General features: G+C 55.9%; 21 protein-coding genes and 2 tRNA genes. 14 read left to right on the forward strand and 9 right to left on the reverse strand.

From position 1 onward, the window contains the following. Positions 1-122: 122 nt before the first annotated feature. Positions 123-1,151, reverse strand: coding sequence for an EF-P beta-lysylation protein EpmB (gene epmB / locus RDN66_RS20835; RefSeq protein ID WP_202216708.1), 1,029 nt, complete (start codon positions 1,149-1,151; stop codon positions 123-125). Positions 1,152-1,191: 40 nt separating this feature from the next. Here epmB and efp point away from each other — a divergent pair, with 40 nt between their 5' ends. The 3 genes from efp (at position 1,192) to sugE (ending at position 2,545) form a co-directional block, all read left to right on the forward strand. Next, complete coding sequence (efp, locus tag RDN66_RS20840) at positions 1,192-1,758, forward strand: elongation factor P (protein WP_035894230.1); 567 nt, start codon at positions 1,192-1,194, stop codon at positions 1,756-1,758. A gap of 182 nt (positions 1,759-1,940) precedes the next feature. After that, the gene (gene ecnB / locus RDN66_RS20845; protein WP_035894229.1) at positions 1,941-2,087 is read left to right on the forward strand and encodes a lipoprotein toxin entericidin B; all 147 of its coding nucleotides are present in this window, start codon (positions 1,941-1,943) and stop codon (positions 2,085-2,087) included. Positions 2,088-2,227: 140 nt separating this feature from the next. Beyond that, the gene (gene sugE / locus RDN66_RS20850; RefSeq protein ID WP_035894227.1) at positions 2,228-2,545 is read left to right on the forward strand and encodes a quaternary ammonium compound efflux SMR transporter SugE; all 318 of its coding nucleotides are present in this window, start codon (positions 2,228-2,230) and stop codon (positions 2,543-2,545) included. 84 nt (positions 2,546-2,629) lie between these two features. On the opposite strand, the gene frdD is transcribed toward sugE, so the two are convergent. From frdD to frdA, 4 genes are read right to left on the reverse strand one after another with little or no spacing between them, the layout of a single operon-like run. Next, positions 2,630-2,989, reverse strand: coding sequence for a fumarate reductase subunit FrdD (frdD, locus tag RDN66_RS20855; RefSeq protein WP_202216707.1), 360 nt, complete (start codon positions 2,987-2,989; stop codon positions 2,630-2,632). A gap of 10 nt (positions 2,990-2,999) precedes the next feature. Continuing rightward, positions 3,000-3,395, reverse strand: a complete 396-nt coding sequence (frdC, locus tag RDN66_RS20860; RefSeq protein ID WP_123651200.1) for a fumarate reductase subunit FrdC — start codon at positions 3,393-3,395, stop codon at positions 3,000-3,002. 10 nt (positions 3,396-3,405) lie between these two features. After that, positions 3,406-4,140: a succinate dehydrogenase/fumarate reductase iron-sulfur subunit gene (locus RDN66_RS20865; protein ID WP_115074771.1), complete on the reverse strand. Its 735-nt coding sequence runs from the start codon at positions 4,138-4,140 to the stop codon at positions 3,406-3,408. Further along, positions 4,133-5,923, reverse strand: a complete 1,791-nt coding sequence (gene frdA, locus RDN66_RS20870) for a fumarate reductase (quinol) flavoprotein subunit (RefSeq protein WP_035894222.1) — start codon at positions 5,921-5,923, stop codon at positions 4,133-4,135. Before frdA ends, RDN66_RS20865 begins: the two co-directional genes overlap by 8 nt. 311 nt (positions 5,924-6,234) lie before the next feature. Between frdA and epmA the strand changes: the two genes are divergently transcribed. Both epmA and yjeM read left to right on the forward strand, forming a co-directional pair. Beyond that, complete coding sequence (gene epmA / locus RDN66_RS20875) at positions 6,235-7,212, forward strand: elongation factor P--(R)-beta-lysine ligase (protein ID WP_202216706.1); 978 nt, start codon at positions 6,235-6,237, stop codon at positions 7,210-7,212. Between the two features lie 214 nt (positions 7,213-7,426). Continuing rightward, positions 7,427-8,929, forward strand: coding sequence for a glutamate/gamma-aminobutyrate family transporter YjeM (yjeM, locus tag RDN66_RS20880; protein ID WP_035894219.1), 1,503 nt, complete (start codon positions 7,427-7,429; stop codon positions 8,927-8,929). Positions 8,930-9,013: 84 nt separating this feature from the next. On the opposite strand, the gene mscM is transcribed toward yjeM, so the two are convergent. The 3 genes from mscM to rsgA form a co-directional block, all read right to left on the reverse strand. Continuing rightward, positions 9,014-12,331: a miniconductance mechanosensitive channel MscM gene (gene mscM / locus RDN66_RS20885; RefSeq protein ID WP_202216705.1), complete on the reverse strand. Its 3,318-nt coding sequence runs from the start codon at positions 12,329-12,331 to the stop codon at positions 9,014-9,016. 19 nt (positions 12,332-12,350) lie between these two features. Next, positions 12,351-13,397 carry an archaetidylserine decarboxylase gene (gene asd, locus RDN66_RS20890; protein WP_308538159.1) on the reverse strand — a complete coding sequence of 349 codons (1,047 nt, stop codon included), beginning with the start codon at positions 13,395-13,397 and terminating at the stop codon, positions 12,351-12,353. Positions 13,398-13,516: 119 nt separating this feature from the next. Then, positions 13,517-14,572 carry a small ribosomal subunit biogenesis GTPase RsgA gene (rsgA, locus tag RDN66_RS20895; RefSeq protein WP_035894217.1) on the reverse strand — a complete coding sequence of 352 codons (1,056 nt, stop codon included), beginning with the start codon at positions 14,570-14,572 and terminating at the stop codon, positions 13,517-13,519. A 106-nt stretch (positions 14,573-14,678) separates the two neighbouring features. Between rsgA and orn the strand changes: the two genes are divergently transcribed. The 3 genes from orn (at position 14,679) to RDN66_RS20910 (ending at position 15,590) form a co-directional block, all read left to right on the forward strand. Then, complete coding sequence (gene orn, locus RDN66_RS20900; RefSeq protein WP_035894216.1) at positions 14,679-15,224, forward strand: oligoribonuclease; 546 nt, start codon at positions 14,679-14,681, stop codon at positions 15,222-15,224. Between the two features lie 180 nt (positions 15,225-15,404). Next, positions 15,405-15,480: transfer RNA gene (locus RDN66_RS20905), tRNA-Gly, on the forward strand. 34 nt (positions 15,481-15,514) lie between these two features. Continuing rightward, a tRNA-Gly gene (locus RDN66_RS20910) sits at positions 15,515-15,590 on the forward strand. A 268-nt stretch (positions 15,591-15,858) separates the two neighbouring features. On the opposite strand, the gene queG is transcribed toward RDN66_RS20910, so the two are convergent. Beyond that, a complete protein-coding gene (gene queG / locus RDN66_RS20915) occupies positions 15,859-16,998 on the reverse strand; it encodes a tRNA epoxyqueuosine(34) reductase QueG (protein ID WP_202216703.1) in 1,140 nt (379 codons plus the stop codon). Between queG and nnr the strand changes: the two genes are divergently transcribed. The 6 genes from nnr to RDN66_RS20945 all read left to right on the forward strand — a co-directional run. Beyond that, positions 16,997-18,523: a bifunctional ADP-dependent NAD(P)H-hydrate dehydratase/NAD(P)H-hydrate epimerase gene (gene nnr, locus RDN66_RS20920; protein ID WP_035894214.1), complete on the forward strand. Its 1,527-nt coding sequence runs from the start codon at positions 16,997-16,999 to the stop codon at positions 18,521-18,523. The genes queG and nnr overlap by 2 nt on opposite strands. Next, on the forward strand, positions 18,516-18,977 hold the full coding sequence (gene tsaE, locus RDN66_RS20925; protein WP_123651147.1) for a tRNA (adenosine(37)-N6)-threonylcarbamoyltransferase complex ATPase subunit type 1 TsaE: 462 nt from the start codon (positions 18,516-18,518) through the stop codon (positions 18,975-18,977). Before nnr ends, tsaE begins: the two co-directional genes overlap by 8 nt. Positions 18,978-18,993: 16 nt before the next feature. Further along, entirely contained in the window at positions 18,994-20,373 is a 1,380-nt protein-coding gene (amiB, locus tag RDN66_RS20930; RefSeq protein WP_202216702.1) for an N-acetylmuramoyl-L-alanine amidase AmiB, read from the forward strand. Positions 20,374-20,382: 9 nt separating this feature from the next. Beyond that, positions 20,383-22,248 (forward strand): DNA mismatch repair endonuclease MutL, encoded by a 1,866-nt coding sequence (mutL, locus tag RDN66_RS20935; RefSeq protein WP_202216701.1) that lies wholly within the window; start codon positions 20,383-20,385, stop codon positions 22,246-22,248. After that, entirely contained in the window at positions 22,241-23,191 is a 951-nt protein-coding gene (miaA, locus tag RDN66_RS20940; RefSeq protein ID WP_123651144.1) for a tRNA (adenosine(37)-N6)-dimethylallyltransferase MiaA, read from the forward strand. Before mutL ends, miaA begins: the two co-directional genes overlap by 8 nt. A gap of 134 nt (positions 23,192-23,325) precedes the next feature. Then, a partial coding sequence (locus RDN66_RS20945; RefSeq protein WP_308538160.1) for an RNA chaperone Hfq occupies positions 23,326-23,411 on the forward strand: 86 nt, incomplete at its 3' end.

The following is a 23,411-nucleotide window of genomic DNA, read 5'->3' on the forward strand; positions in this document are numbered from 1 at the left end:
ACGGAACAAACACATGAACAACAGATGGAATTGCTAGAGTAGTAAGCGGAAGGTGAAAGTAGCCCCCCTTACAGGGGGCATTCTCAAAAGCCACCTTCTAAGAAGGTGGTCTTTTACTTCGTTTATTGCTGACGTAGCTGGAGATCCAGCGGTGTTTTACTGGGCTCGCCGCCAATTTCTCGCGCCAGTCTCGGTACCATATAACCGGAGATAAGCGTGAGCAGTTCGCGCATAATTTCTCGCGCTTCGTCATCGCTGACGAGGAAGTGTGCTGCGCCCTGTACTTTATCCAGCACGTGCAGGTAATAAGGCATCACGCCGGCATCAAACAGCGCATTGCTGAGGTTCGCCAGGGTCTGCGCGTTATCGTTCACGCCGCGCAGCAATACGCTCTGGTTGAGTAGCGTTACGCCTGCCCGGCGTAAGCGTGCCATGGCGTGACGGAACTCATCGTCAATCTCATTGGCGTGGTTGATATGGTTCACCAGCAGGATCTGCAACGATGAACGTTCAAAGCGTGCCGTCAGCGTGTCGGTGATGCGCGCTGGAATGACGATCGGCAAGCGGCTATGAATGCGCAGGCGCTTGATATGCGGAATGGCCTCAAGCTGGGTGAGCAGCCAATCGAGTTCGTGATCTTTTGCCATCAGCGGATCGCCGCCTGAGAAAATGATTTCGTCCAGTTCCGGATGCGCACTTACATAGTCCAGCGCAGCCTGCCAGTTCCGCTTATTGCCCTGATTGTCGGCATACGGGAAGTGACGGCGGAAGCAATAACGACAATTCACCGCACAACCGCCTTTTACCAGCAATAGCGCACGATTACGGTACTTATGCAGCAGTCCGGGCACCACGCTGTGCTGCTCTTCCAGAGGATCGGTGGAAAAACCGGGCGCGGCAATAAACTCTTCTTGCGAGGTAAGTACCTGACGCAAAAGCGGATCGTTCGGATTGCCTTTCTCCATTCGCGCCACAAACGCTCGCGGAACGCGTAGAGCAAACAGGCGCTTAGCCTCACGGCCAGCGAGCAAATTATCATCAGCGTCTATATTCAGAAGACGTAATAGTTCATCCGGATCGGTGAGAACATCGGCAAGTTGCATCAACCAATCTTCTCTGGATGGGGTATTTAGGGTTACAATATGCGCCATTTTGTGGCTTAGCTACCATTTAACAATTTCAGAGGGCCTTATGGCGACTTACTATAGCAACGATTTTCGTGCTGGTCTTAAAATCATGATGGACGGCGAACCGTACGCGGTTGAAGCCAGTGAATTCGTTAAACCGGGTAAAGGTCAGGCATTCGCACGCGTTAAGCTGCGCCGCCTGCTGACCGGTACTCGCGTAGAGAAAACCTTCAAGTCTACCGACTCCGCTGAAGGCGCAGACGTTGCCGACATGAACCTCACCTTCCTGTACACCGACGGTGAATTCTGGCACTTCATGAACAACGAAACCTTCGAGCAGCTGGCTGCCGATGAGAAAGCGGTTGGCGACAACGCTAAATGGCTGCTGGATCAGGCTGAATGCATCGTGACCCTGTGGAACGGTCAGCCTATCGCTGTGACCCCGCCGAACTTCGTTGAGCTGGAAATCATTGAAACCGATCCAGGCCTGAAAGGTGATACCGCAGGTACTGGCGGCAAACCAGCTACCCTGTCCACTGGCGCAGTGGTTAAAGTTCCACTGTTCGTCCAGATTGGCGAAGTGATCAAAGTCGATACCCGCTCCGGCGAATACGTATCTCGCGTGAAGTAATTCATGCTTTGATCGCCCGGCGCAGCAGTGATGCTGCGCCAGCCTTTCCCCCGTCCGTTCCAATCTTCTGTTTTTCCCGCTTCGTCTTCTTCCGAAAAAAAACGCTGATATCCAACATCCTGAGTGAAGTTGTCTATGCTTATGAAGCAAGATAACGATAACTGGCTCTTAAGGATGACATTATGGTGAAAAAAGCGATCGCAGCATTTTTTACGGTTCTGGTTCTCTCCTCTGCACTGACGGCCTGTAACACGACGCGGGGTATCGGTGAGGATATTTCCGACGGTGGTAGCGCAATTTCTGGGGCAGCAACCAAAGCGCAGCAATAAATCGAGTCTGACGGTACGCCGCACGGTTGTACCGTCGTTTTTCAACGCTTATACTTCCACCGTTACACCTTCCAACACCTTGCGGGACGACCCGTAGGCGTATCTCACCCGGGGACGGCCCCATCATTATGGAGCCTGCTATGTCCTGGTTAATTCTCTTTGTTGCTGGTCTGCTGGAAGTCGTCTGGGCCGTTGGTCTGAAATACACTCACGGTTTTAGCCGCCTGGTACCGAGCGTGATTACCATTGTGGCGATGATTGCCAGCATGGCGCTGCTGTCGTGGGCAATGAAAAGCCTGCCGGTGGGAACAGCCTATGCGGTATGGACGGGGATTGGCGCGGTAGGTGCGGCGATTACCGGTATTCTGCTGCTGGGCGAGTCGGCAAGCCCGATGCGCATCGCCAGTCTGGTGCTGATTGTGATGGGGATTATTGGCTTAAAGATGAGCGCGCATTAATGGCGCTGGCCTAAACACCTTGGCCGGGCTACGTATGATGTCGTAGCCCGGCCAAGCGTAGCGCCGCTGGGAAGCGGCACGGCGTTAAATAAACAGCACGCCGACCAGCGTCACCACCGTCAGAATCGCTGCCAGACCGTAGAATACCCACTTTCCGTTCGGGACGTGGATTTTCAGGTCATGCATTGCGTGGTGAATACGGTGTAAACCGCACCACAGCGGCAGTATGATCATAAGGAAGATAAACGCGCGGCCAATCAGGCTGTGGGCAAAGCCCAGTACGCGTTCGTAGCTGAAAGCATCGGCCGGTGCCAGGCCTAATGGCAGCAGCACGCCAACCAGCAGCACGATGACCGGCGCAATAATCGCGCCCCACATGCCGCCTGCGCCAAACAGACCCCAGAATACCGGTTCATCGGAACGTTTTGGGTTCGGGTTAATCATACCAGTCTCCTTACCAGAACAACGCGACAAGCAGAATCACCACGCTGACGAGCGCAGTAACCACCCAAAGCCCTTTGATAATCGGCTCTGGCCCCATTTTTTCGCTTTTAACGATGATGTTGGCAGCCTTCGGCGCCAGCTCAAACCAGGTTTTGGTATGCAGCAGTGCGGCGACCAGGGTAATCAGGTTCAGCACCACCACCACCGGGTTTTGCAGGAAACCGACGTAGCCCGCCCAGCTTTCCGCGCCGTGCTTCAGCGCAAACAGGCCGTAAATCAGCACGATGCTGAACCACACCGTCGGTACCGCCGTCCCTTCACGCAGCATATAGAAGCGATAAAACGGCAGATTTTTCCACCAGGTGGACGGCATCGGCCGTACATAGGGTTTGCGTTTAGTCGTCATCATGCACTCCTTAGCGTGGTTTCAGGGTGGCAATAAGAAAGTCTTTCGAGCTTTCCACTTTGCCCTGCTGAATAGCGGCTGCCGGGTCGACGTGTTTCGGACACACTTCGGAACAGTAGCCAACAAACGTACAGGTCCAGACGCCGTTCTGGCCGTTTAGCTGCGCCATGCGTTCTTTCTTCCCGTGGTCGCGGCTGTCTTCGTTGTAGCGATGCGCCAGGGTAATCGCCGCCGGGCCAATGAACTCTGGGTTCAGGCCAAACTGCGGGCAGGCGGCATAGCACAGACCGCAGTTGATGCAGCCCGAGAACTGGTGGTACTTCGCCATCTGCGCCGGGGTCTGGGTGTTTGGCCCCTGATCCGGCGTGCGTGGGTTGCCGATGATGTACGGCTTAATCGCTTCCAGACTTTCGATAAAGTGGGTCATGTCGACCACCAGATCGCGCTCGATAGGGAAGTTTGCCAGCGCCTCGACCTTGATTCCTTTGGTGTATTCGCGCAGGAAGGTTTTACAGGCGAGCTTCGGCACCTTGTTGACCATCATGCCGCAGGAACCGCAGATAGCCATACGGCAGGACCAGCGATAGCTCAGGTCCGGCGCGAGGTTATCTTTGATGTAGCCCAGGGCATCGAGCAGCGAGGTCTGCTCATCGTAAGGCACTTCATAGAAGGCGCTGTGCGGTGCGCTGTCCACTTCCGGGTTGTAGCGCACAATCTCAATTTTTAAATTCTGCATCTCAGCCATTCGCCGTCTCCTTCTTCTCGGCCGCTTCGGCTTCCGCGCCGTAGACGCGTTTTGCCGGTGGCAGGGTCGTTATCTTCACATCGCTGTAGTCGAGGCGAGTTGTGCCGTCGGCGTCGCGGAAGGCGAGGGTGTGCTTGAGGAAATTGACGTCGTCACGTTCGGTGCAGCCTTCGTCCAGACGCTGGTGCGCGCCGCGGGACTCTTTACGCGCCATGGCGGAATGCGCCATACATTCGGCAACGTTCAGGCCATGGCCCAGCTCGATGGTATACAGCAGGTCGGTGTTGAAGACGCTGGAGGTATCGGTCACGCGTACGCGTTTGAAGCGCTCCTGGAGTTCAGCCAGCTTATCGATGGTTTTCTGCATCAGCTCCGGCGTACGGTAAATGCCGCAGCCTTCTTCCATCGACAGACCCATTTCGTCGCGGATCTTCGACCAGTTTTCGTTACCTTCCTGATTGACCAGCGCTTTCAGGCGGTTTTCGATATCGCTGACCTGCGCGTCCAGCGCGCTGCCGTTGGCTTCACCGGCGGTTGCCGCGCGAGCCATCGCCTGTTCACCGGCCATGCGGCCAAACACCACCAGTTCTGCCAGCGAGTTGGAGCCCAGACGGTTAGCGCCGTGCAGACCGACGGAAGAACATTCACCGACGGCAAACAGACCTTGAATACGGGTTTCACACTGCTGGTCGGTTTCGATACCGCCCATGGTGTAGTGTGCGGTTGGACGGACCGGAATCGGCTCTTTCACCGGGTCGACGCCCACGTAGGCTTTCGCCAGTTCGCAGATAAACGGCAGACGTTCCAGCAGTTTTTTCTCGCCGAGGTGGCGCAGGTCGAGGTAGACCACGTCGCCGCGCGGCGTTGGCACAGTATTGCCTTTGCGCCATTCGTGCCAGAAGGCCTGGGAGACTTTGTCGCGTGGACCCAGCTCCATGTATTTGTTTTTCGGTTCGCCGAGCGGGGTTTCCGGGCCCATGCCGTAATCCTGCAGATAGCGATAGCCGTTTTTGTTGACCAGAATGCCGCCTTCACCGCGGCAGCCTTCGGTCATCAGGATGCCTGAACCCGGCAGACCGGTTGGGTGATACTGAACAAATTCCATGTCGCGCAATGGAACGCCGTGGCTCAGCGCCATGCCCATGCCGTCGCCGGTGACGATGCCGCCGTTGGTGTTGTAGCGGTAGACGCGGCCTGCGCCGCCGGTAGCCATCACTACCGCATTGGCGCGGATTTGCACCAGCGAGCCTTCCATCATGTTCATCGCCACCAGGCCGCGGGCCTGACCGTCATCGACCAGAATGTCGAGGACGAAGTGCTCGTCAAAGCGTTGAATTTGTGGGAACTGAAGGGAGGTCTGGAACAGGGTATGCAGCATGTGGAAGCCGGTTTTATCGGCGGCAAACCAGGTGCGTTCAATCTTCATACCGCCGAAGCGGCGAACGTTGACGCTACCGTCTGGCCGACGGCTCCACGGACAGCCCCACTGTTCGAGCTGGGTCATTTCGGTTGGGCAATGATGGACGAAGTAATCGACGACATCCTGCTCGCAAAGCCAGTCGCCGCCGGCGACGGTGTCGTGAAAATGGTATTCGAAGCTATCATGGTCCTGTGCGACGGCGGCGGAGCCACCTTCTGCGGCCACCGTGTGGCTGCGCATAGGATAAACTTTTGAGATCAATGCGATTTTGGCTTTTGGGTTGGCCTGGGCGGCTGCGATAGCAGCACGTAATCCGGCTCCGCCTGCGCCAATGATGGCTAGATCGGCTTGAAAGGTTTGCACGACATTCCTCCAGATTTTTGTTATTTCACAACAGGCTGCGTCGGGGGATATCACGTGGCCTGCGCAAAAACGTTTCCACTGCTCCTTTATGGGTAAAGCAGTATACCCGTAGGGTTGTGGGGGAAATTTGATGTGTTCGATTTTTTTGTTGTTATGTGCGGTTTATTTATCACTGTAGCTGATGAATTACGTTGTGGAATTAATTAGAGAAATCTTCTCTCCGGCTATTCTGGAAATTACTGAGCAATATTTGTGTCGTGTATCACTTGCGGGTAGACTTCGTGCCCTTGTCTGAAATCGGAGAAAAAAACATGAGCGAGACGGCAACCTGGCAGCCGAGCGCATCCATCCCTAACCTGTTAAAGCGCGCGGCACTGATGGCGGAAATTCGTCGTTTCTTTGCTGACCGTGGAGTACTGGAGGTGGAGACGCCTTGTATGAGCCAGGCAACGGTGACTGACGTACATTTGGTTCCGTTTGAGACTCGCTTTGTTGGCCCAGGACATTCCGACGGAATGAACCTGTATCTGATGACCAGCCCGGAATACCACATGAAGCGCCTGCTGGCGGCTGGTTGTGGCCCGGTGTTCCAGCTTTGCCGTAGCTTCCGCAACGAAGAGATGGGCCGCCACCATAACCCGGAATTCACCATGCTGGAGTGGTATCGCCCTCACTTCGATATGTATCGCCTCATTAACGAGGTGGACGATCTGCTACAGCAGGTACTGGAAACCCAGCCGGCAGAAAGCCTCTCCTACCAGCAGGCTTTCCAGCGCCATCTGGAAATTGACCCGCTGTCGGCGGACAAAACGCAGCTGCGTGAAGCGGCGGCGAAGCTCGATTTGAGCAACGTGGCTGATACCGAAGAAGATAGGGATACGCTGCTGCAGCTGTTGTTTGCCTTTGGCGTAGAGCCGCACATCGGTAAAGATCGCCCGACGTTTGTTTATCACTTCCCGGCAAGCCAGGCGTCGCTGGCGCAGATTAGCGCTGAAGACCACCGCGTGGCTGAACGCTTTGAGGTTTACTTTAAGGGAATTGAACTGGCGAACGGTTTCCACGAACTGACCGATGCTCGCGAACAGCAGCAGCGTTTCGAACAGGATAACCGTAAACGTGCGGCGCGCGGCCTGCCGCAGCAGCCTATCGATCAAAACCTGCTGGACGCGCTGGCCGCTGGCCTGCCGGACTGTTCCGGCGTGGCGTTGGGCGTTGACCGTCTGATCATGCTGGCGCTGGGGGTGGAAACCTTGTCCGAGGTGCTGGCCTTTAGCGTAGATCGCGCGTAACCCTCTCTTCGTTAAGATAAAATGGCGCTTTCTGCGCCATTTTTAGTCATATATTTTCAAATTCCCTCTTAAGGTCACAAGATTCGTCTGGTTATTTGCTATCATCCAGCCAGCAATTTCTCGCGTCGATTTTCCGTTGCCTTGCTCTCGCAAGTATGCCGCGCGGTGCCCTGTCGATGTGTAAAAAAAATGTTCTAAAATAAGGGATGGTCATATGACCCAATCAATTAAAAAGATGAGCCTGATAGGACTCATCCTTATGATATTTACGTCAGTATTTGGCTTTGCTAATAGCCCTTCTGCTTTTTATCTGATGGGCTATAGTGCGATAACCTGGTATATATTTTCCGCGCTTTTATTCTTTATCCCATTCGCCTTAATGATGGCTGAAATGGGTTCGGCGTATCGTAAAGAAGAAGGCGGGATCTATTCCTGGATGAATAATAGCGTGGGCCCACGTTATGCGTTTATCGGCACCTTTATGTGGTTCTCCTCTTATGTGGTCTGGATGGTGAGTACCTCCGCCAAGGTGTGGGTACCGTTCTCTACCTTCCTGTTTGGCTCTGACATGACGCAGCACTGGGGCGTGGCGGGGCTGCAATCGACGCAGGTTGTGGGTCTGCTGGCCGTTGTCTGGATGGTGCTGGTTACCACGGTGGCCTCTAAGGGGATTAATAAAATCGCCCGCATTACCGCGGTTGGCGGTATTTCGGTAATGTGTCTGAATTTGGTTTTATTGTTAGTGAGTATTGCCATTTTGTTATTAAATGGCGGCCACTTTGCACAACCACTTAATTTCACCACCTCGCCAAACCCAGGTTATCAATCCGGTCTGGCGGTATTATCGTTTGTGGTATTTGCTATTTTCGCCTATGGCGGAATTGAAGCCGTCGGCGGCCTGGTGGATAAAACCGATAAACCAGAAAAGAACTTCGCTAAAGGAATTGTTTTTGCGGCGATTGTTATCTCTATCGGTTATTCGCTGGCGATCTTCCTGTGGGGTGTGAGTACCAACTGGCAGCAGATCCTGAGCGACCGTTCGGTGAACCTCGGCAATATTACCTATGTGCTGATGACCAGCCTGGGCTCAACGCTCGGCAATGCCATGCACCTGTCGCCAGAAGCGTCGGCGACCGTAGGCGTGTGGTTTGCGCGCATCACCGGCCTGTCGATGTTCCTTGCCTACACCGGGGCATTCTTCACTCTGAGCTACTCGCCGCTGAAAGCGATTATTCAAGGTACGCCAAAAGCGCTTTGGCCTGCGTCGATGACCCGCCTGAATGCCAACGGTATGCCGTCCACCGCCATGTGGATGCAGTGCCTGCTGGTGAGTGCGTTCATCCTGCTGGTGTCATTTGGTGGTGATACCGCGTCGGCGTTCTACAACAAACTGACGCTGATGGCGAATGTGTCGATGACCCTGCCGTACCTGTTCCTGGCGCTGGCCTTCCCGTTCTTTAAGGCCAAAATGGATCTCGAACGTCCGTTTGTGATTTTCAAAACCAAAGTCTCAACTCTGCTGGCAACCAGCGTGGTTGTGCTGGTGGTGACCTTCGCCAATATTTTCACCATTATTCAGCCGGTGATTGAAGCAGGGGACTGGAGCAGTGCAATGTGGATGATTGGCGGGCCGATCTTCTTCTCGCTGCTGGCGATGGCGATTTATGAAAACTATCATCGCCGCGTTAACCGTCAGCCGGTACTGGTGGCAGAGTAAACCTGCGGTAGCCCGGCCGAACGTAGTGACGCCGGGATTTCCCCGGAGTCGGTGCTAGCGCACCTCGTCCGGGCTACTCAGATACTAAAGACTTCCCGGCTGGCGTTTACCTGCGGAGGTCAGCGTTCTTCCCGTTTTCCGCCCATCCAGGGTCTCCAGACGCATCTGGAACGGTGGGAACGGCATATCGATACCGTGCTGGCGGAAGCCCGCCAGAATCAACTGGTGTAGCTCGTGACGCAGCGGCATACGGTGGCCCATCTCGGCGGCGTAGATACGCAGCTCGAAAATCTGAATCCCCTGCTGTAAATCGACAAGGAACGCTTCCGGTGCCGGGTTATCAATCACCAGCGAGCAACGGTGTGCGGCGGTTAACAGGATCTGCGCCACCTCTTCGCTGTTGGCGTCTGACGGCGCAGGAATGCTTAACACCACGCGCGTAACCGAATCCGACAGCGACCAGTTGATGAACTGCTCGGTGATAAACGCCTTGTTCGGCACGATAATCTCTTTGCGGTCCCAGTCACTGATGGTGGTGGCACGGGTGTTGATTTTGGTCACGCTGCCGGTCAGGTCGCGGATGGTGACCGTATCGCCGATACGAATCGGCTTCTCAAAAAGAATAATCAGGCCGGAGATGAAGTTGGCGAAAATCTCCTGCAAACCAAAGCCGAGACCGACACCGAGTGCGGCGACCAGCCATTGCAGCTTCGACCATTCAATACCAATCATCGAGAATCCAACCAGCCCGCCTATCAGCAGCAGCAGATATTTGGTGATGGTGGTGATGGCATAGCCGGTACCCGGCGTTAAATCCAGGTGTTGCAGAATGGCCAGTTCCAGCAGCGCGGGCAGGTTGCGCACCAACTGGGTGGTGATGATCAGCACCAGAATCGCGATCAGCACCGCGCCGAGGGTAATTGGCTCAATGCTTTCAACGCCCTGTACCGTTGAGGTGACGTCCCACAGCGAAATATTCTCAAGGAAGCCAAACGCTGAGTGAATTTCCGACCACAGGATAATCACCGACACCAGCGCAATTAGCATCAGAATCGAGCGCACCAGGCGTAGCGACTGCTCGCTGATGGTATCGAGGTTGACTTCGCTCACCTCCTGCTCGACAGACCCTTCCAGACTGCTGGCGTGCGCTTCTTCCTCGCCACGGGCGCGATGCGCCAGCATTTCGGCACGTTTATGCTTGGCGCGGTCAAAGGCCAGACGGCGGCGCTGAATCAGCATCCAGCGGCGGATGACGTGGTAAATCACTAGCAGCAGGAACCAGATAGCGACCGAAGTTTCCAGACGCGCCAGCAGCGCCTGCGAGGTGGCAAGATAGCCCACCGCCGCGGTGAAAATCGCCAGCAGCGGCGCACCAATCATCAGGTTCCACAGCAGCAGGTTAACGCGGTTTTCACCGCTGCCGCTTTTATCGAGATAGAGCGGGATCCCCGCGCGTTTCAGGCTCACCGTTACCATCGCCAGCGCGCCGCAGATCAGGATAAAGCACAGCCTGCCGAGCGAAGCGGAGAACTCGCGGTCGTTGAGATTATCGAACATGATCAGCGCCATAATCAGCGGCACGATAAGCCCGATGCTCATCAGGTAGTAGCGCATTGCGCGCGCCACGCGGTGCTGCGGCCAGCCAAAGTGAACGATAAACAGACCGTTGGTGCGGGCGAACGCCGCGCAAATCATCACCACCCACAGCAGTGGTACGGTGGCGGTGACGCCATCACCGACGGCGACGGCGAGCGGGAAGGGCCAGGCTTCCTGTAAACCGTAGCCAAGCGTTGCCCACAGTACCGGCAGCGGTGAGGCGACCAGGATTGACCAGAAGACCGTGCGTAGCGTCAGCCAGAAGTGATCCTGGGTGACCTTGCCCACACGGGCGCTGGAACGCTCCAGGAAGCGCGTGAAGTGCTTACGTGAGCTGATGCTGAAGCCAACCAGCAGCAGGGCGCCAAACAGCGGGAACAGCGTCTGACGGCTGGTAAGCATCATCATGCTGGCTTTGCCGAGCTGGCTGAACGTGTCGAGCGAAATCAGGCGGCGCAGGTCCTGCACAATTTCTAGCGGCCAGCTGAAGTCGATAGGCCGTACGTCGGAGGTCCAGAACAGGTAGCGGTGGGTGGCTTCGTTGACCTCTTTCAGCGCATCTTCCAACTGGCTGTTGGAAACTTTCAGCTTGGTCAGCTCGAGGATGAGCGTATCGCCGCCCTGCAGCAGTGAATTCAGCAGTTCGCGCTGGGTGCGCAGCTGGGCTTCAAGAATACGGTTCTCTTCGCTGGTGAGCGGCTGGCCGTCGGCCTGGCGAATCTGGCGTAGCTGCGGCTGCTTGTTCAGCAGGTCTTCATAGCGCAGACGATGCACGCGCAGCTGGGCCATTTCGGTATCAAGCTGCTGTGGTTTTGGCATCTCCGGCAGACGAGCGACCTGCGCGCGCAGCGCTTCACCGAGCAGATTCGAGGAGCCCAGCCACTGTGACTGCTCGCGCAGCGTATTCAGGGCTTGGCGCACCTGCAGCGTCTGATTGGCCGCCTGACGCTGCTGCGAGGCAACCAAATCCATACGCTGAGCCTGCTGGTTCAGCGCCTGAGAAAGCTCTCGGTTAATCTTAAACTGGTCAACGATACCCGCTGGCAGGTTTTCGCTGTTTTCCGCCAGCAGCTCGGTGCTTTCCAGCGCGCGTTCCGCTTCACGCTGACGCTGGCTATTGAGCTGGTTTCGCAGGGCTTGCAGATATGCATCCAACTGCTCACTTTGCTTTTGTGCGAGCTCTGAGCGCATACGCGCCAGTTCCTGGCGGTTATTGGCAGAGAGCTGCGCGAGCTCCAGTTCATCAACCAGCGCTTTGAGTTTGCTGGAATCAGCCTGCAAATTGAGGTTTTGTGCCTGCGCCAGAGGCGTATTGCCTGCTTGTGTGCCGATTCGACGCTCCACGTCGTTTAACTGTCGGCGTGCGTCGGTCTGCTGCTGGGGAAGCTGGTTCAGGGAGTCCGCGATATCGCGGGCGCGCTCTTGTTCCTGTTGAGCAAGGCGGGTTTTTTCCAGCAGTTGGCTGCTAACCTGCAAAATCTCCTGATTCAACGCATCGCTGCTCATGTCTTCAGGCACCTGACGCGGTTCATCGCGCAGGTTGTTGAGCTGATTACGCAACGTCTGGGAGAGTTTGGGGAAGTTATCGATGACCTGCTGGTACTGCGCGGCGCGCTCAAGAGAGCCTTTCTGCTCTTCGAGCGCGGTCAGGGCATTTTGTAACGCTTCGACGGTTTCAGGCTGGGCGGGCTTTGCCGCCTTTGCCTGTTCCAGTTCCTGGGTTATTTGTCGAGCGTTGGGGGCAGTCGCTGCGTACGCCCCCTGGCTGAGGCACCAGGCCATCAGTAAAGTGATAATCAGGCGCACGTCAGACCCTTATTCGTTGTTAACTTTTTTCTTGCGTGTTGTCAGCCTTTGGGGCGACATCCTGCTCTACGACCGGTTCAACAACCGCTTCGGCCTGTGGTTCAGCAACGGGTTCAACAACCGGCTCAACTACTACAGGCTCAACTACTACAGGTTCAACTGCAGGTTCAACAACCGGCGCAGCCTCAGGTTCGACAACGGCCTCGGTGGAAACGGCCAGCGGCTCGCCAAGCTTAGTCACGGACAGATTTTTCAGCTGCTCCATCAGCGTCACTTTACCCGCGGCAAACAGGTTGATTACCGTTGAGCCCAGCTTGAAGCGGCCCATTTCCTGGCCTTTCAGCAGCGCGATGGAGCCTTCTTGATCGCCCGCCGGGTAGGTCCAGCGCTTAATCACACCTTCACGCGGCGGCGTGACGGTACCCGCCCAGACGGTTTCGATGCTACCCACAATAGTCGCACCCACCAGAATTTGCGCCATTGGGCCGAATTCAGTATCGAACAGACAGATGACGCGTTCGTTACGGGCAAACAGATTGGGTACGTTCTGCGCGGTCAGGTGGTTCACGGAGAACAGGTCACCCGGCACGTAAATCATTTCACGCAGGATACCGTTGCACGGCATATGCACGCGGTGGTAGTCGCGCGGCGACAGATAGGTGGTGGCGAAGCTGCCGTTACGGAACAGATCAGCCATGATGTAGTTACCCGCGAGCAGCGCTTCGAGCGAGTAGTTATGGCCTTTGGCCTGCAGAATTTTGTCGTCTTCAATCGCGCCAAGCTGGCTAATTACGCCGTCGGCCGGCATCACCAGCACGCTTGGGTCGGTGTTGACCGGGCGGGCATCTTCACGCAGCGGACGGACGAAGAAGTCGTTGAAAGTGCGGTAGCTGGCGGTGTCCGGCTTCTGCGCTTCTTTCATATCGACCTTGTAGAACTTCACGAACAGATCGATAACCAGTTTCGTCAGCCATCCCGCTCGTTTGCTCGCACCCCAGCCTGCGAGACGCGTAAGCCACAGTTTAGGCAGAATGTATTGCAGTGAAAGTTTAAACGAGTTTAACAAGGTAGCCTCCAGGCCATTATGTGTCGTTCCTGATCCGACGATCGCGTCGGATCTAAATGAGAAAAGCGGCCGATTCTAGCGATTGTCAGTGAAAATGTCAGTCGGCAAAATCATAGTTCTCATTTATCGGTCTCTGAAAAGTTTTTACGCGTTTTTACCTGCGCCATACTGTCCAGAATGTGGTGATAATTTTCAAAACGTGATTCGGCAATTTTACCGTTATCGACGGCTTCACGGATGGCACAACCGGGATCGGCATCGTGCTTACAGTCGCGGTATTTGCACAGGCCGAGATAGTCATGGAATTCGACAAATCCATTGGTGACTTGTTCCGGCTCAAGGTGCCACAGACCAAATTCACGGACCCCAGGGGAGTCAATCACGTCGCCGCCGTGCGGGAAATGATACAGGCGCGCGGCGGTGGTGGTGTGTTGACCAAGGCCCGAGACGTCGGAAACGTCGTTAGTCAGAATGCGGTCGTCGTTCAGCCCCAGCAGGGCGTTAAGCAGGCTCGATTTTCCGACGCCAGACTGCCCGGCAAAGATGCTGATACGGTTGGTCAGCGCCTCTTCCAGCGGTTTTAAGCCGTCCTGGGTATGGCTCGATGCCATCAGAACGCGATAACCAATATTGCGATAGATATCCATCTGCTCATTGACGAACGCCATGCCGTCTTCGTCCAGCAGGTCTATTTTATTGAGCACCAGCAATGGTTCAACATTGAGCGTTTCGCAGGCGACAAGATAGCGGTCGATAATATTCAGCGACAGCTCGGGCAAAATGGCGGAGACGATAACAATCTGGTCGATGTTGGCGGCAATGGGCTTCACGCCGTCATAAAAGTCCGGGCGTGTCAGAACGGAGGTCCGCTCGTGAACGGCTTCAACGATACCTTTGACTCTCACGCCTTCCGCAGCGGCCTTGCCTGGACGCCAGACAACGCGGTCACCGGTGACCAGTGAACGAATGGTGCGACGGATATTGCAGCGGTGGATGTCGCCATCGGCGGACTCCACGTCGGCATGCATACCGAAGCGGCTGATGACGATCCCTTCGGCGGCTTCGCCAAACAGGTTATCGTCGTAATCTGGCTTCTCCGTGGTGGTTGTCAGTCGGCGCTGATGGTTCGCTTTTACGCGGCGCTGCTGCCCCTTGGAGAGTTTATTTTTACTCAATCGTGCTGACTCCTGGTCGCCCATATCGGGCAAAACCTCTATGATACACGCTAATTAATACTAGTTAACCTACCGCGGCAGGTAAGACAGAAGGGTGGAAAATAACATGAGTGCAGATGAAAACAACCTGATTTGGATCGATCTGGAGATGACCGGCCTGAATCCCGAGCACGATCGCATTATTGAAATCGCCACGCTGGTGACTGACGCACAGCTGAATATTCTGGCGGAAGGGCCGACCATTGCCGTTCACCAATCTGACGCGCAGCTGGCGCTGATGGATGACTGGAACGTGCGCACCCACACCGGCAGCGGGCTGGTGGAACGCGTGAAGGCGAGCACCATGGGTGATCGCGAAGCGGAGCTGGCGACGCTGGAATTCTTAAAGCAATGGGTGCCCGAAGGTAAATCACCGATTTGCGGCAACAGTATCGGTCAGGATCGTCGCTTCCTGTTTAAATACATGCCGGAGCTGGAATCCTACTTCCACTATCGCTATCTGGATGTCAGCACGCTCAAAGAGCTGGCGCGTCGCTGGAAACCGGAAATTCTGCCGGGCTTTAAAAAGCAGGGCACTCACCAGGCGATGGATGACATTCGTGAGTCGGTGGCGGAACTGGCCTACTACCGCGAACATTTTATTCAGCTTTAACGTGCTAAAGGGATGAATTGGCGCTAAAATAGTCAACTTGCCGATTTATCCAGCACTTGAACGGTTTTTTTAAAAAATCGCTTCAGGGGGGGTTGCAGGGGGAAAGAATTCTCGTATAATGCGCCTCCCGTAACGAAGCAGAAATGCGAATTACGACAGCAACAAAAATTGCCAGATTTTGCGGGAATAGCTCAGTTGGTAGAGCACGACCTTGCCAAGGTCGGGGTCGCGAGTTCGAGTCTCGTTTCCCGCTCCAAAAATTTGAAAGCAGTCGCAGTAGACACACCCAAGCGGGAATAGCTCAGTTGGTAGAGCACGACCTTGCCAAGGTCGGGGTCGCGAGTTCGAGTCTCGTTTCCCGCTCCAAATTTTCTTCCAAAACAAAAATACTTCCACAATGCATCAAGCCATTGAGGTTGTTTTTTCGTTTCTGAAATACTCTTGTAAACAGAGTTATCCACAGGCTGTTATCTCGTTCTTCGCGTGCTAATGTTTTCTGGATTTTTACACTTTTTGTCAACTTGCTGAAATATAACGAGATATATCATTTCAAAATGTTAGCGAGATCGCTTGACGAACTTTGGCGTGTTGAAACGCAATGTCTTTTTATTTTTACTCACAGGCTGTGAATATATCACGCATCGCGCGGTAGCCCTTTTTCCACCACTCTCACCAGACGCTGTTTCTTCGGCAACTGCACTTCAACCACATGCTCATTTCGACGTGTAATTTGCTGCGCAATCGCCCATTCAATGTGTTCATCGAGAAGTGGGTGCTCACCCCGGCGACTCTCCAGCGCGTTTAGCGTAGCGTCGCTCCACGGTGCGTTACCCAGCGCAACGGCAATATTTCGCAGCCAGCGCAGGTGGCCGATACGGCGAATGGCCGAACCTTCCGTCACCTTCAGGAAATGCGCTTCATTCCAGGCGAACAGCTCGATAAGTTCAGGCGCATGCAGCGCTTTGCGCGGACTAAAGTCGGCTTCATCGGTCAACTGTGAGAAGCGATTCCACGGGCAGATTAGCTGGCAGTCGTCGCAGCCGTATATACGATTGCCCAATAGTGGACGAAATTCTTCCGGAATGGCGCCTTCGAGCTCGATAGTCAGATAAGAAATACAGCGGCGGGCGTCGACAGTATAAGGTTCGACAATCGCGCCGGTAGGGCAGATGGTCATGCAGGCCACGCAGCGCCCGCACTCTTCGGCTACCGGTTGATCGATGGGCAGAGGGATATCAACCAGCAGCTCACCGAGGAAAAAGAACGATCCTGCGTCGCGGTTGAGGATAAGCGAGTGCTTCCCCGTCCAGCCAATCCCGGCTTTTTCCGCTAGCGGACGCTCAAGAATAGGCGCAGAGTCGACAAACGGTCTAAAATTCAGCGAGACACACTGTTCCTGAATCATTTCGCCGAGCTTTTTAAGGCGGTTACGCAACAGCTTATGATAATCACGCCCCAGGGCATAACGGCTGACGTAACCTAGCTCGGGATTTTTCAGCGTGCTGGCAAAGGCCGCATTGGCGGGAAGATAGTTCATGCGAACGCTGATGACCCGGAGCGTACCGGGCTGCAGTTCGTGTGGACGCGCGCGCATCATACCGTGACGCGCCATCCATTCCATCTCGCCGTGGTATTGTTTATCCAGCCATGCCTGCAGTTTGGGCTCGGAGGCGCTGAGATCGGTATCGGTAATGCCGACCTGCTGAAAACCCAGTTCGGTGCCCCATTGTTTGATTTGTTGCGCTAATTGATTGAGATCGAGGGGCTGTGACATGACGGACCATACATTGACGAGTAACCCCCAAAGTATACCACACTCCATTTGGCCTGCGGATGACCTGCGTCGCGCTGAAAAAGCGGCGGCGCAGAGCCTTGGACTTTCCCTTTACACGCTAATGCAGCGCGCGGGCGAAGCGGCGTTTAAGCTCGCGCGTGCCGCATATCCTTCCACCCGCCACTGGATTGTTCTGTGCGGGCACGGCAATAACGGCGGCGATGGCTATGAGGTCGCGCGTCTGGCGCAGGCCGCCGGTATTCAGGTGACGCTGCTGGCAATCGCCAGCGATAAGCCGCTGCCGGAAGAAGCGCAGGCTGCTCGTGAGGCGTGGCACGCGGCGGGCGGCGAGATTTACCCGGAAGATGCGGATTGGCCACAGGATGCAGACCTGATTATCGATGGCCTGCTCGGCACTGGACTACAAAGCGCGCCGCGCGAGAACGTCGCGAACCTGATTGTGCGAGCTAACGCCTTCCCGGCACCGGTTGTCGCGCTGGATATTCCCTCCGGGCTGAACGCCCAGACGGGCACGACGCCCGGCGCGGTTATTCAGGCTGCTCACACCATCACCTTTATCGCCCTCAAGCCCGGTTTGCTGACAGGCAAGGCGCGTGACGTTGTCGGGCATCTACATCATGATGCGCTGGGGCTTGAGCCCTGGCTGGCAACCCAGCACACAAATATTCATCGGTTTGATGCTTCGCAGCTAGGACAGTGGTTCACGCCGCGTCGTCCCACCTCGCACAAAGGCGATCACGGCCGCCTGGTGGTGATCGGTGGCGATCACGGTACCGCTGGGGCGATTCGTATGACCGGTGAAGCGGCGCTGCGAGCCGGTGCGGGGCTGGTACGCGTATTAACCCGCGCTGAAAACGTTGCGCCGATTATTACCGCTCGGCCTGAGCTGATGGTGCATGAACTAACGCCGCAGACGCTCGATGAAGCGCTTGAATGGGCAGATGTCGTGGTGATTGGCCCCGGTCTGGGGCAGGCCGAATGGGGCAAACAGGCGCTGCGGAAAATCGACAATTTCCGTAAACCAACTCTCTGGGATGCCGATGCGCTGAACCTGCTGGCAATCAATCCGGATAAACGTCACAATCGCGTGATCACGCCACACCCCGGTGAAGCCGCACGGCTGCTCAATTGTCGGGTGGCAGATATCGAGCACGATCGCTTACTTTCTGCGCAGCGTCTGGTAAAACGGTACGGCGGCGCGGTGGTGCTGAAAGGCGCCGGTACGGTCGTGGCAGATGAACAGGGCGCGATCGGAATTATTGATGCGGGAAATGCCGGCATGGCCAGCGGCGGAATGGGTGATGTGCTTTCGGGCATCATCGGCGCATTGCTGGGGCAGGCATTATCGCCGTATGATGCAGCGTGCGCAGGGTGTATCGCCCACGGTGCCGCCGCCGATGAACTGGCGGCGCGCTATGGCACCCGCGGTATGCTCGCGACAGACCTCTTTTCCACGCTACGGCGTGTTGTTAACCCGGATGTGATTGACGTAAACCATGACTAATCGAGTGATTCCTTTATCTGACGAGCAGGCAACCCTGGACCTTGGCAACCGAGTGGCGAAGGCCTGCGTCGGCGCAACCGTCATCTATCTGTACGGCGATTTGGGTGCCGGGAAAACCACCTTTAGCCGTGGATTCCTGCAGGCGTTAGGTCATAACGGCAACGTCAAAAGCCCAACTTATACCCTGGTCGAGCCTTATCAGCTCGCCGACCTGATGGTTTATCACTTTGATCTGTACCGCCTTGCCGATCCCGAGGAGCTCGAATTTATGGGGATCCGCGATTACTTTGCTAACGATGCCATTTGCCTGGTGGAATGGCCGCAACAGGGCGCAGGTGTTCTGCCCGAGCCGGATATCGAAATACACTTAGATTACCAGGCGCAAGGGCGTGAGGCGCGCATTAGCGCGGTCTCCTCATTAGGTGAGTCTCTGCTGGCGCGGTTTGCCGGTTAATTTAAGGGATCCCAGGATGATTTTTCGCGCAAAAGGGTGGTTAATGGCCGCACTGATGCTGGTCGGCGTACCGGCAATGGCGGCAAGTTTGTCCGATATTCAGGTGGCGAACGGTGAAACGCAGGCGCGGATCACGTTCAGCTTTATGGGCGATCCGGAGTATAGCTTTAGCCAGGACGACAAACGTAGCGTCGTGCTGGATATCAAACAAACCGGGGTGCTACAGGGACTACCGCTGCGCTTTAGCGGTAATAACCTGGTGAAAGCGATTCGTTCGGGCACAGCGAAGGACGATCAGACCTTACGTCTGGTGGTCGATCTGACCGAAAACGGCAAAACCCGGGCGGTGAAGCAGCAGAACGGTGCCAACTACACCGTGGTGTTCACCATTAACGCTGACGTTCCACCGCCTCCACCGCCTCCGGTTGTAGCTAAGCGAGTGGAAACGCCAATGGTGACGCCTGTACCTGTGCAGCCTGGACGCAATCCGTTCAGCGGCAGCCGTAACGGCAGCAGCACGACTAGCGGAAACGACAGCGGCAGCTTCAGCGGCGAGCGCCAGCCAGCGATTGCCAGCACGGTGACGCCAACGCCACGTCCGTCTTCCCGCGCGCGCAGCGTCTCGGGTGATAAAGTGATTATCGCCATTGATGCCGGTCACGGCGGTCAGGACCCTGGGGCGATTGGCCCTGGCGGCACGCGTGAGAAAAACGTCACCATTGCCATTGCGCGCAAACTACGTGCGCTGCTGAATGATGATCCGATGTTCAAAGGCGTGCTGACCCGTGACGGAGACTACTTTATTTCGGTGATGGGCCGTTCCGACGTGGCGCGTAAGCAGAACGCTTCTTTCCTGGTGTCGATTCACGCGGATGCCGCGCCGAACCGCGATGCGACCGGTGCATCCGTGTGGGTGCTCTCTAACCGTCGCGCGAATAGCGAAATGGCGGGCTGGCTCGAACAGCACGAGAAACAGTCTGAGCTGCTCGGCGGCGCGGGCGACGTACTGGCCAACAGCCAGGCCGACCCGTACCTGAGCCAGGCGGTGCTGGATCTGCAGTTCGGTCATTCCCAGCGTGTAGGGTATGATGTCGCAACCAGCGTGATAAGCCAGCTTCAGCAGGTAGGGAATCTGCATAAACGCCGCCCTGAACATGCCAGCCTTGGCGTGCTGCGTTCGCCGGATATTCCGTCCATTCTGGTCGAGACCGGCTTTATCAGTAACAGCAGCGAAGAGCGCCTGCTGGGTAGCGACGATTATCAACAGAAGATCGCGGAAGCCATTTATAACGGTTTACGTAACTATTTCACGGCGCATCCGATACAATCCGGCCCTCGTGACGAACAGTCGCAGACCGCCAGCGCCGCGTCATCATCCAGGACGCTCGTTAACTAAGGAGTTTTCATGCCGATACAGGTTTTACCGCCGCAGCTTGCGAACCAGATTGCCGCGGGTGAAGTGGTTGAGCGGCCTGCATCGGTAGTGAAAGAGCTGGTGGAGAACAGTCTCGATGCGGGGGCAACCCGCATCGATATTGATATTGAACGCGGCGGCGCCAAGCTTATCCGCATTCGTGATAACGGCTGCGGCATCAAAAAAGACGAACTAGCGCTATCGCTGGCGCGTCACGCCACCAGTAAAATCGCCACGCTTGACGACCTTGAGGCGATTATCAGCTTGGGTTTTCGCGGCGAAGCGCTGGCGAGCATCAGCTCGGTCTCGCGTCTGACTATCACCTCTCGTACCGCAGAGCAGCAAGAAGCGTGGCAGGCCTACGCGGAAGGTCGTAATCAGGACGTCGCGGTGAAACCTGCGGCGCACCCGGTAGGGACGACGCTGGAAGTGCTGGACCTGTTCTACAACACCCCGGCGCGTCGCAAGTTTATGCGCACCGAGAAAACCGAATTCAATCATATCGATGAGATTATCCGCCGCATTGCGCTGGCGCGCTTCGATGTGAGCATTAACCTGACCCATAACGGCAAAGCGGTTCGCCAGTATCGCGCGGTCGCCGAAGGCGCGCCGAAAGAGCGTCGGCTGGGAGCGATTTGCGGTGTGCCTTTCCTTGAACACGCGCTGGCCATTGAGTGGCAGCATGGCGACCTGGCGCTGCACGGCTGGGTGGCAGACCCGAAACACACTACGCCTGCGCTGGCTGAAATTCAGTACTGCTACGTGAACGGCCGCATGATGCGCGATAGGCTCATCAACCATGCGATTCGTCAGGCGTGTGAAGATAAACTCGGTGCCGATCAACAGCCCGCGTTTGTTCTTTATCTTGAGATAGACCCGCATCAGGTGGATGTGAACGTGCATCCGGCGAAGCACGAGGTGCGTTTCCATCAGTCGCGCCTTGTGCATGATTTTATCTATCAAGGGGTGCTTAGCGTGCTGCAACAGCAGCTCGATACGCCTCTGCCGCTGGCGGAAGATGATGAGCCCGCGCCGCGAGCCTTGCCGGAAAACCGTATTGCCGCCGGACGCAACCAGTTTGCTGAACCGGCGGTGGCGCGCGAACCTGATATGCCGCGCTATCAAACGCCAACCGGTGGCGGTAGCGCCGGTCGGAGTAGTGGTGGTGCCAACGGCAGCTGGCCGAACGCCCAGCCGGGATATCAGAAGCAGCAGGGGGCGCTTTATCGCCAATTGCTGAATACGCCGGAAAAAACGCCGGAACCGGTGAAAGCGCCAGTGGCCGATAATCTTGCCGGGCATAACCAGAGCTTTGGTCGCGTGCTGGCGATTGTCGCTGATACCTGCGCGTTGCTGGAGCGCGGCGGCAAATTAAGCCTGCTGGCGCTGCCGGTGGCGGAACGCTGGTTACGCCAGGCGCAGCTGACACCGGGCGAAGCGACCATCTGCGCGCAGCCGCTGTTGATTCCGCTGCGTCTTAAAGTGACCGACGGCGAGCGTCAGACGCTGGAACGCGCGCAGGAAGCGCTGAATCTGCTCGGCATTGAAATACTGCTCGAAGGGCAGCACGCCACGATTCGCGCCGTGCCTTTACCCTTACGACAACAAAATTTACAAATCTTGATTCCTGAACTGATAGGCTACCTGGTGGAGCAAAGTATCGTTGACGCCGGGAACGTTGCGCAGTGGCTGGCCCGAAATCTGGCAAGCGATCACGCGCAGTGGAACATGGCGCAGGCAATTTCCATGCTGGCAGACGTTGAACGTCTTTGCCCACAGCTGGTCAAAGCTCCGCCGGGTGGTCTGTTACAACCCGTTGATTTAGATTCTGCGATGAACGCCCTGAGACATGAGTGAAGTAACCGAGGCGAGCCTGCCTAAGGCAATTTTTTTGATGGGGCCAACCGCTTCGGGCAAGACGGCGCTGGCGATTGAATTACGTAAAGTTTTGCCAGTAGAGTTGATTAGTGTTGATTCAGCCCTCATTTATCGAGGAATGGATATCGGCACCGCTAAGCCGAGTGCGGAAGAGTTAGAAGCCGCGCCGCATCGACTGTTAGATATTCTCGATCCGTCGCAGGCATACTCTGCGGCGGACTTCCGCCGCGATGCGCTTGCGCAGATGGCGGAGATCACCGCCGCAGGGAAAATTCCGCTGCTGGTCGGTGGGACGATGTTGTATTTCAAGGCGTTGCTTGAAGGGTTATCACCGTTACCCTCAGCCGACCCGGACGTTCGGGCGCGGATTGAGCAGCAGGCGGCAGAGCAAGGATGGATGGCGCTGCATCAGCAGCTGCGGGAAATTGACCCCGTCGCGGCCGAGCGTATTCATCCGAATGATCCGCAAAGACTTTCCCGAGCACTGGAAGTTTTTTTCATTTCGGGTAAAACTTTAACGGAGCTGACACAAACGTCAGGAGACGCTCTGCCCTACAAGGTGCATCAGTTCGCCATCGCCCCGGCGAGCCGTGAACTGCTCCATCAGCGCATTGAGCAGCGTTTTCATCAGATGTTAGCTTCAGGTTTTGAAGCAGAAGTGCGGGCGCTATTTGCCCGTGGAGATTTGCATACGGATATGCCTTCCATTCGTTGTGTGGGATACCGCCAGATGTGGTCATACCTTGAAGGCGAGATTTCATATGATGAAATGGTTTATAGAGGAGTTTGTGCCACGAGACAGCTAGCGAAGCGCCAGGTGACGTGGTTACGCGGTTGGGAAGGGGTTCACTGGTTAGATAGTGAGCAGCCGGAGCAGGCGTTTAGCCAATTATTACAGGTAGTGGGTGCTAGTGTAGACTGAATGTGTAAAATTGAGTCGTATCGTGCGCAATTTTCAGAATCGTAAGGTTCATACGCAACATCGCTCAAGTTGCCGCAATGCGGCTTGAAAGACGAAGTGTATAAGTACAAATAAGCATATAAGGAAAAGAGAGAATGGCTAAGGGGCAATCTTTACAAGATCCGTTCCTGAACGCACTGCGTCGGGAACGTGTTCCAGTTTCTATTTATTTGGTGAATGG

The organism is uncultured Kluyvera sp. (genome assembly GCF_902485085.1).
Classification (GTDB): domain Bacteria; phylum Pseudomonadota; class Gammaproteobacteria; order Enterobacterales; family Enterobacteriaceae; genus Kluyvera; species Kluyvera ascorbata.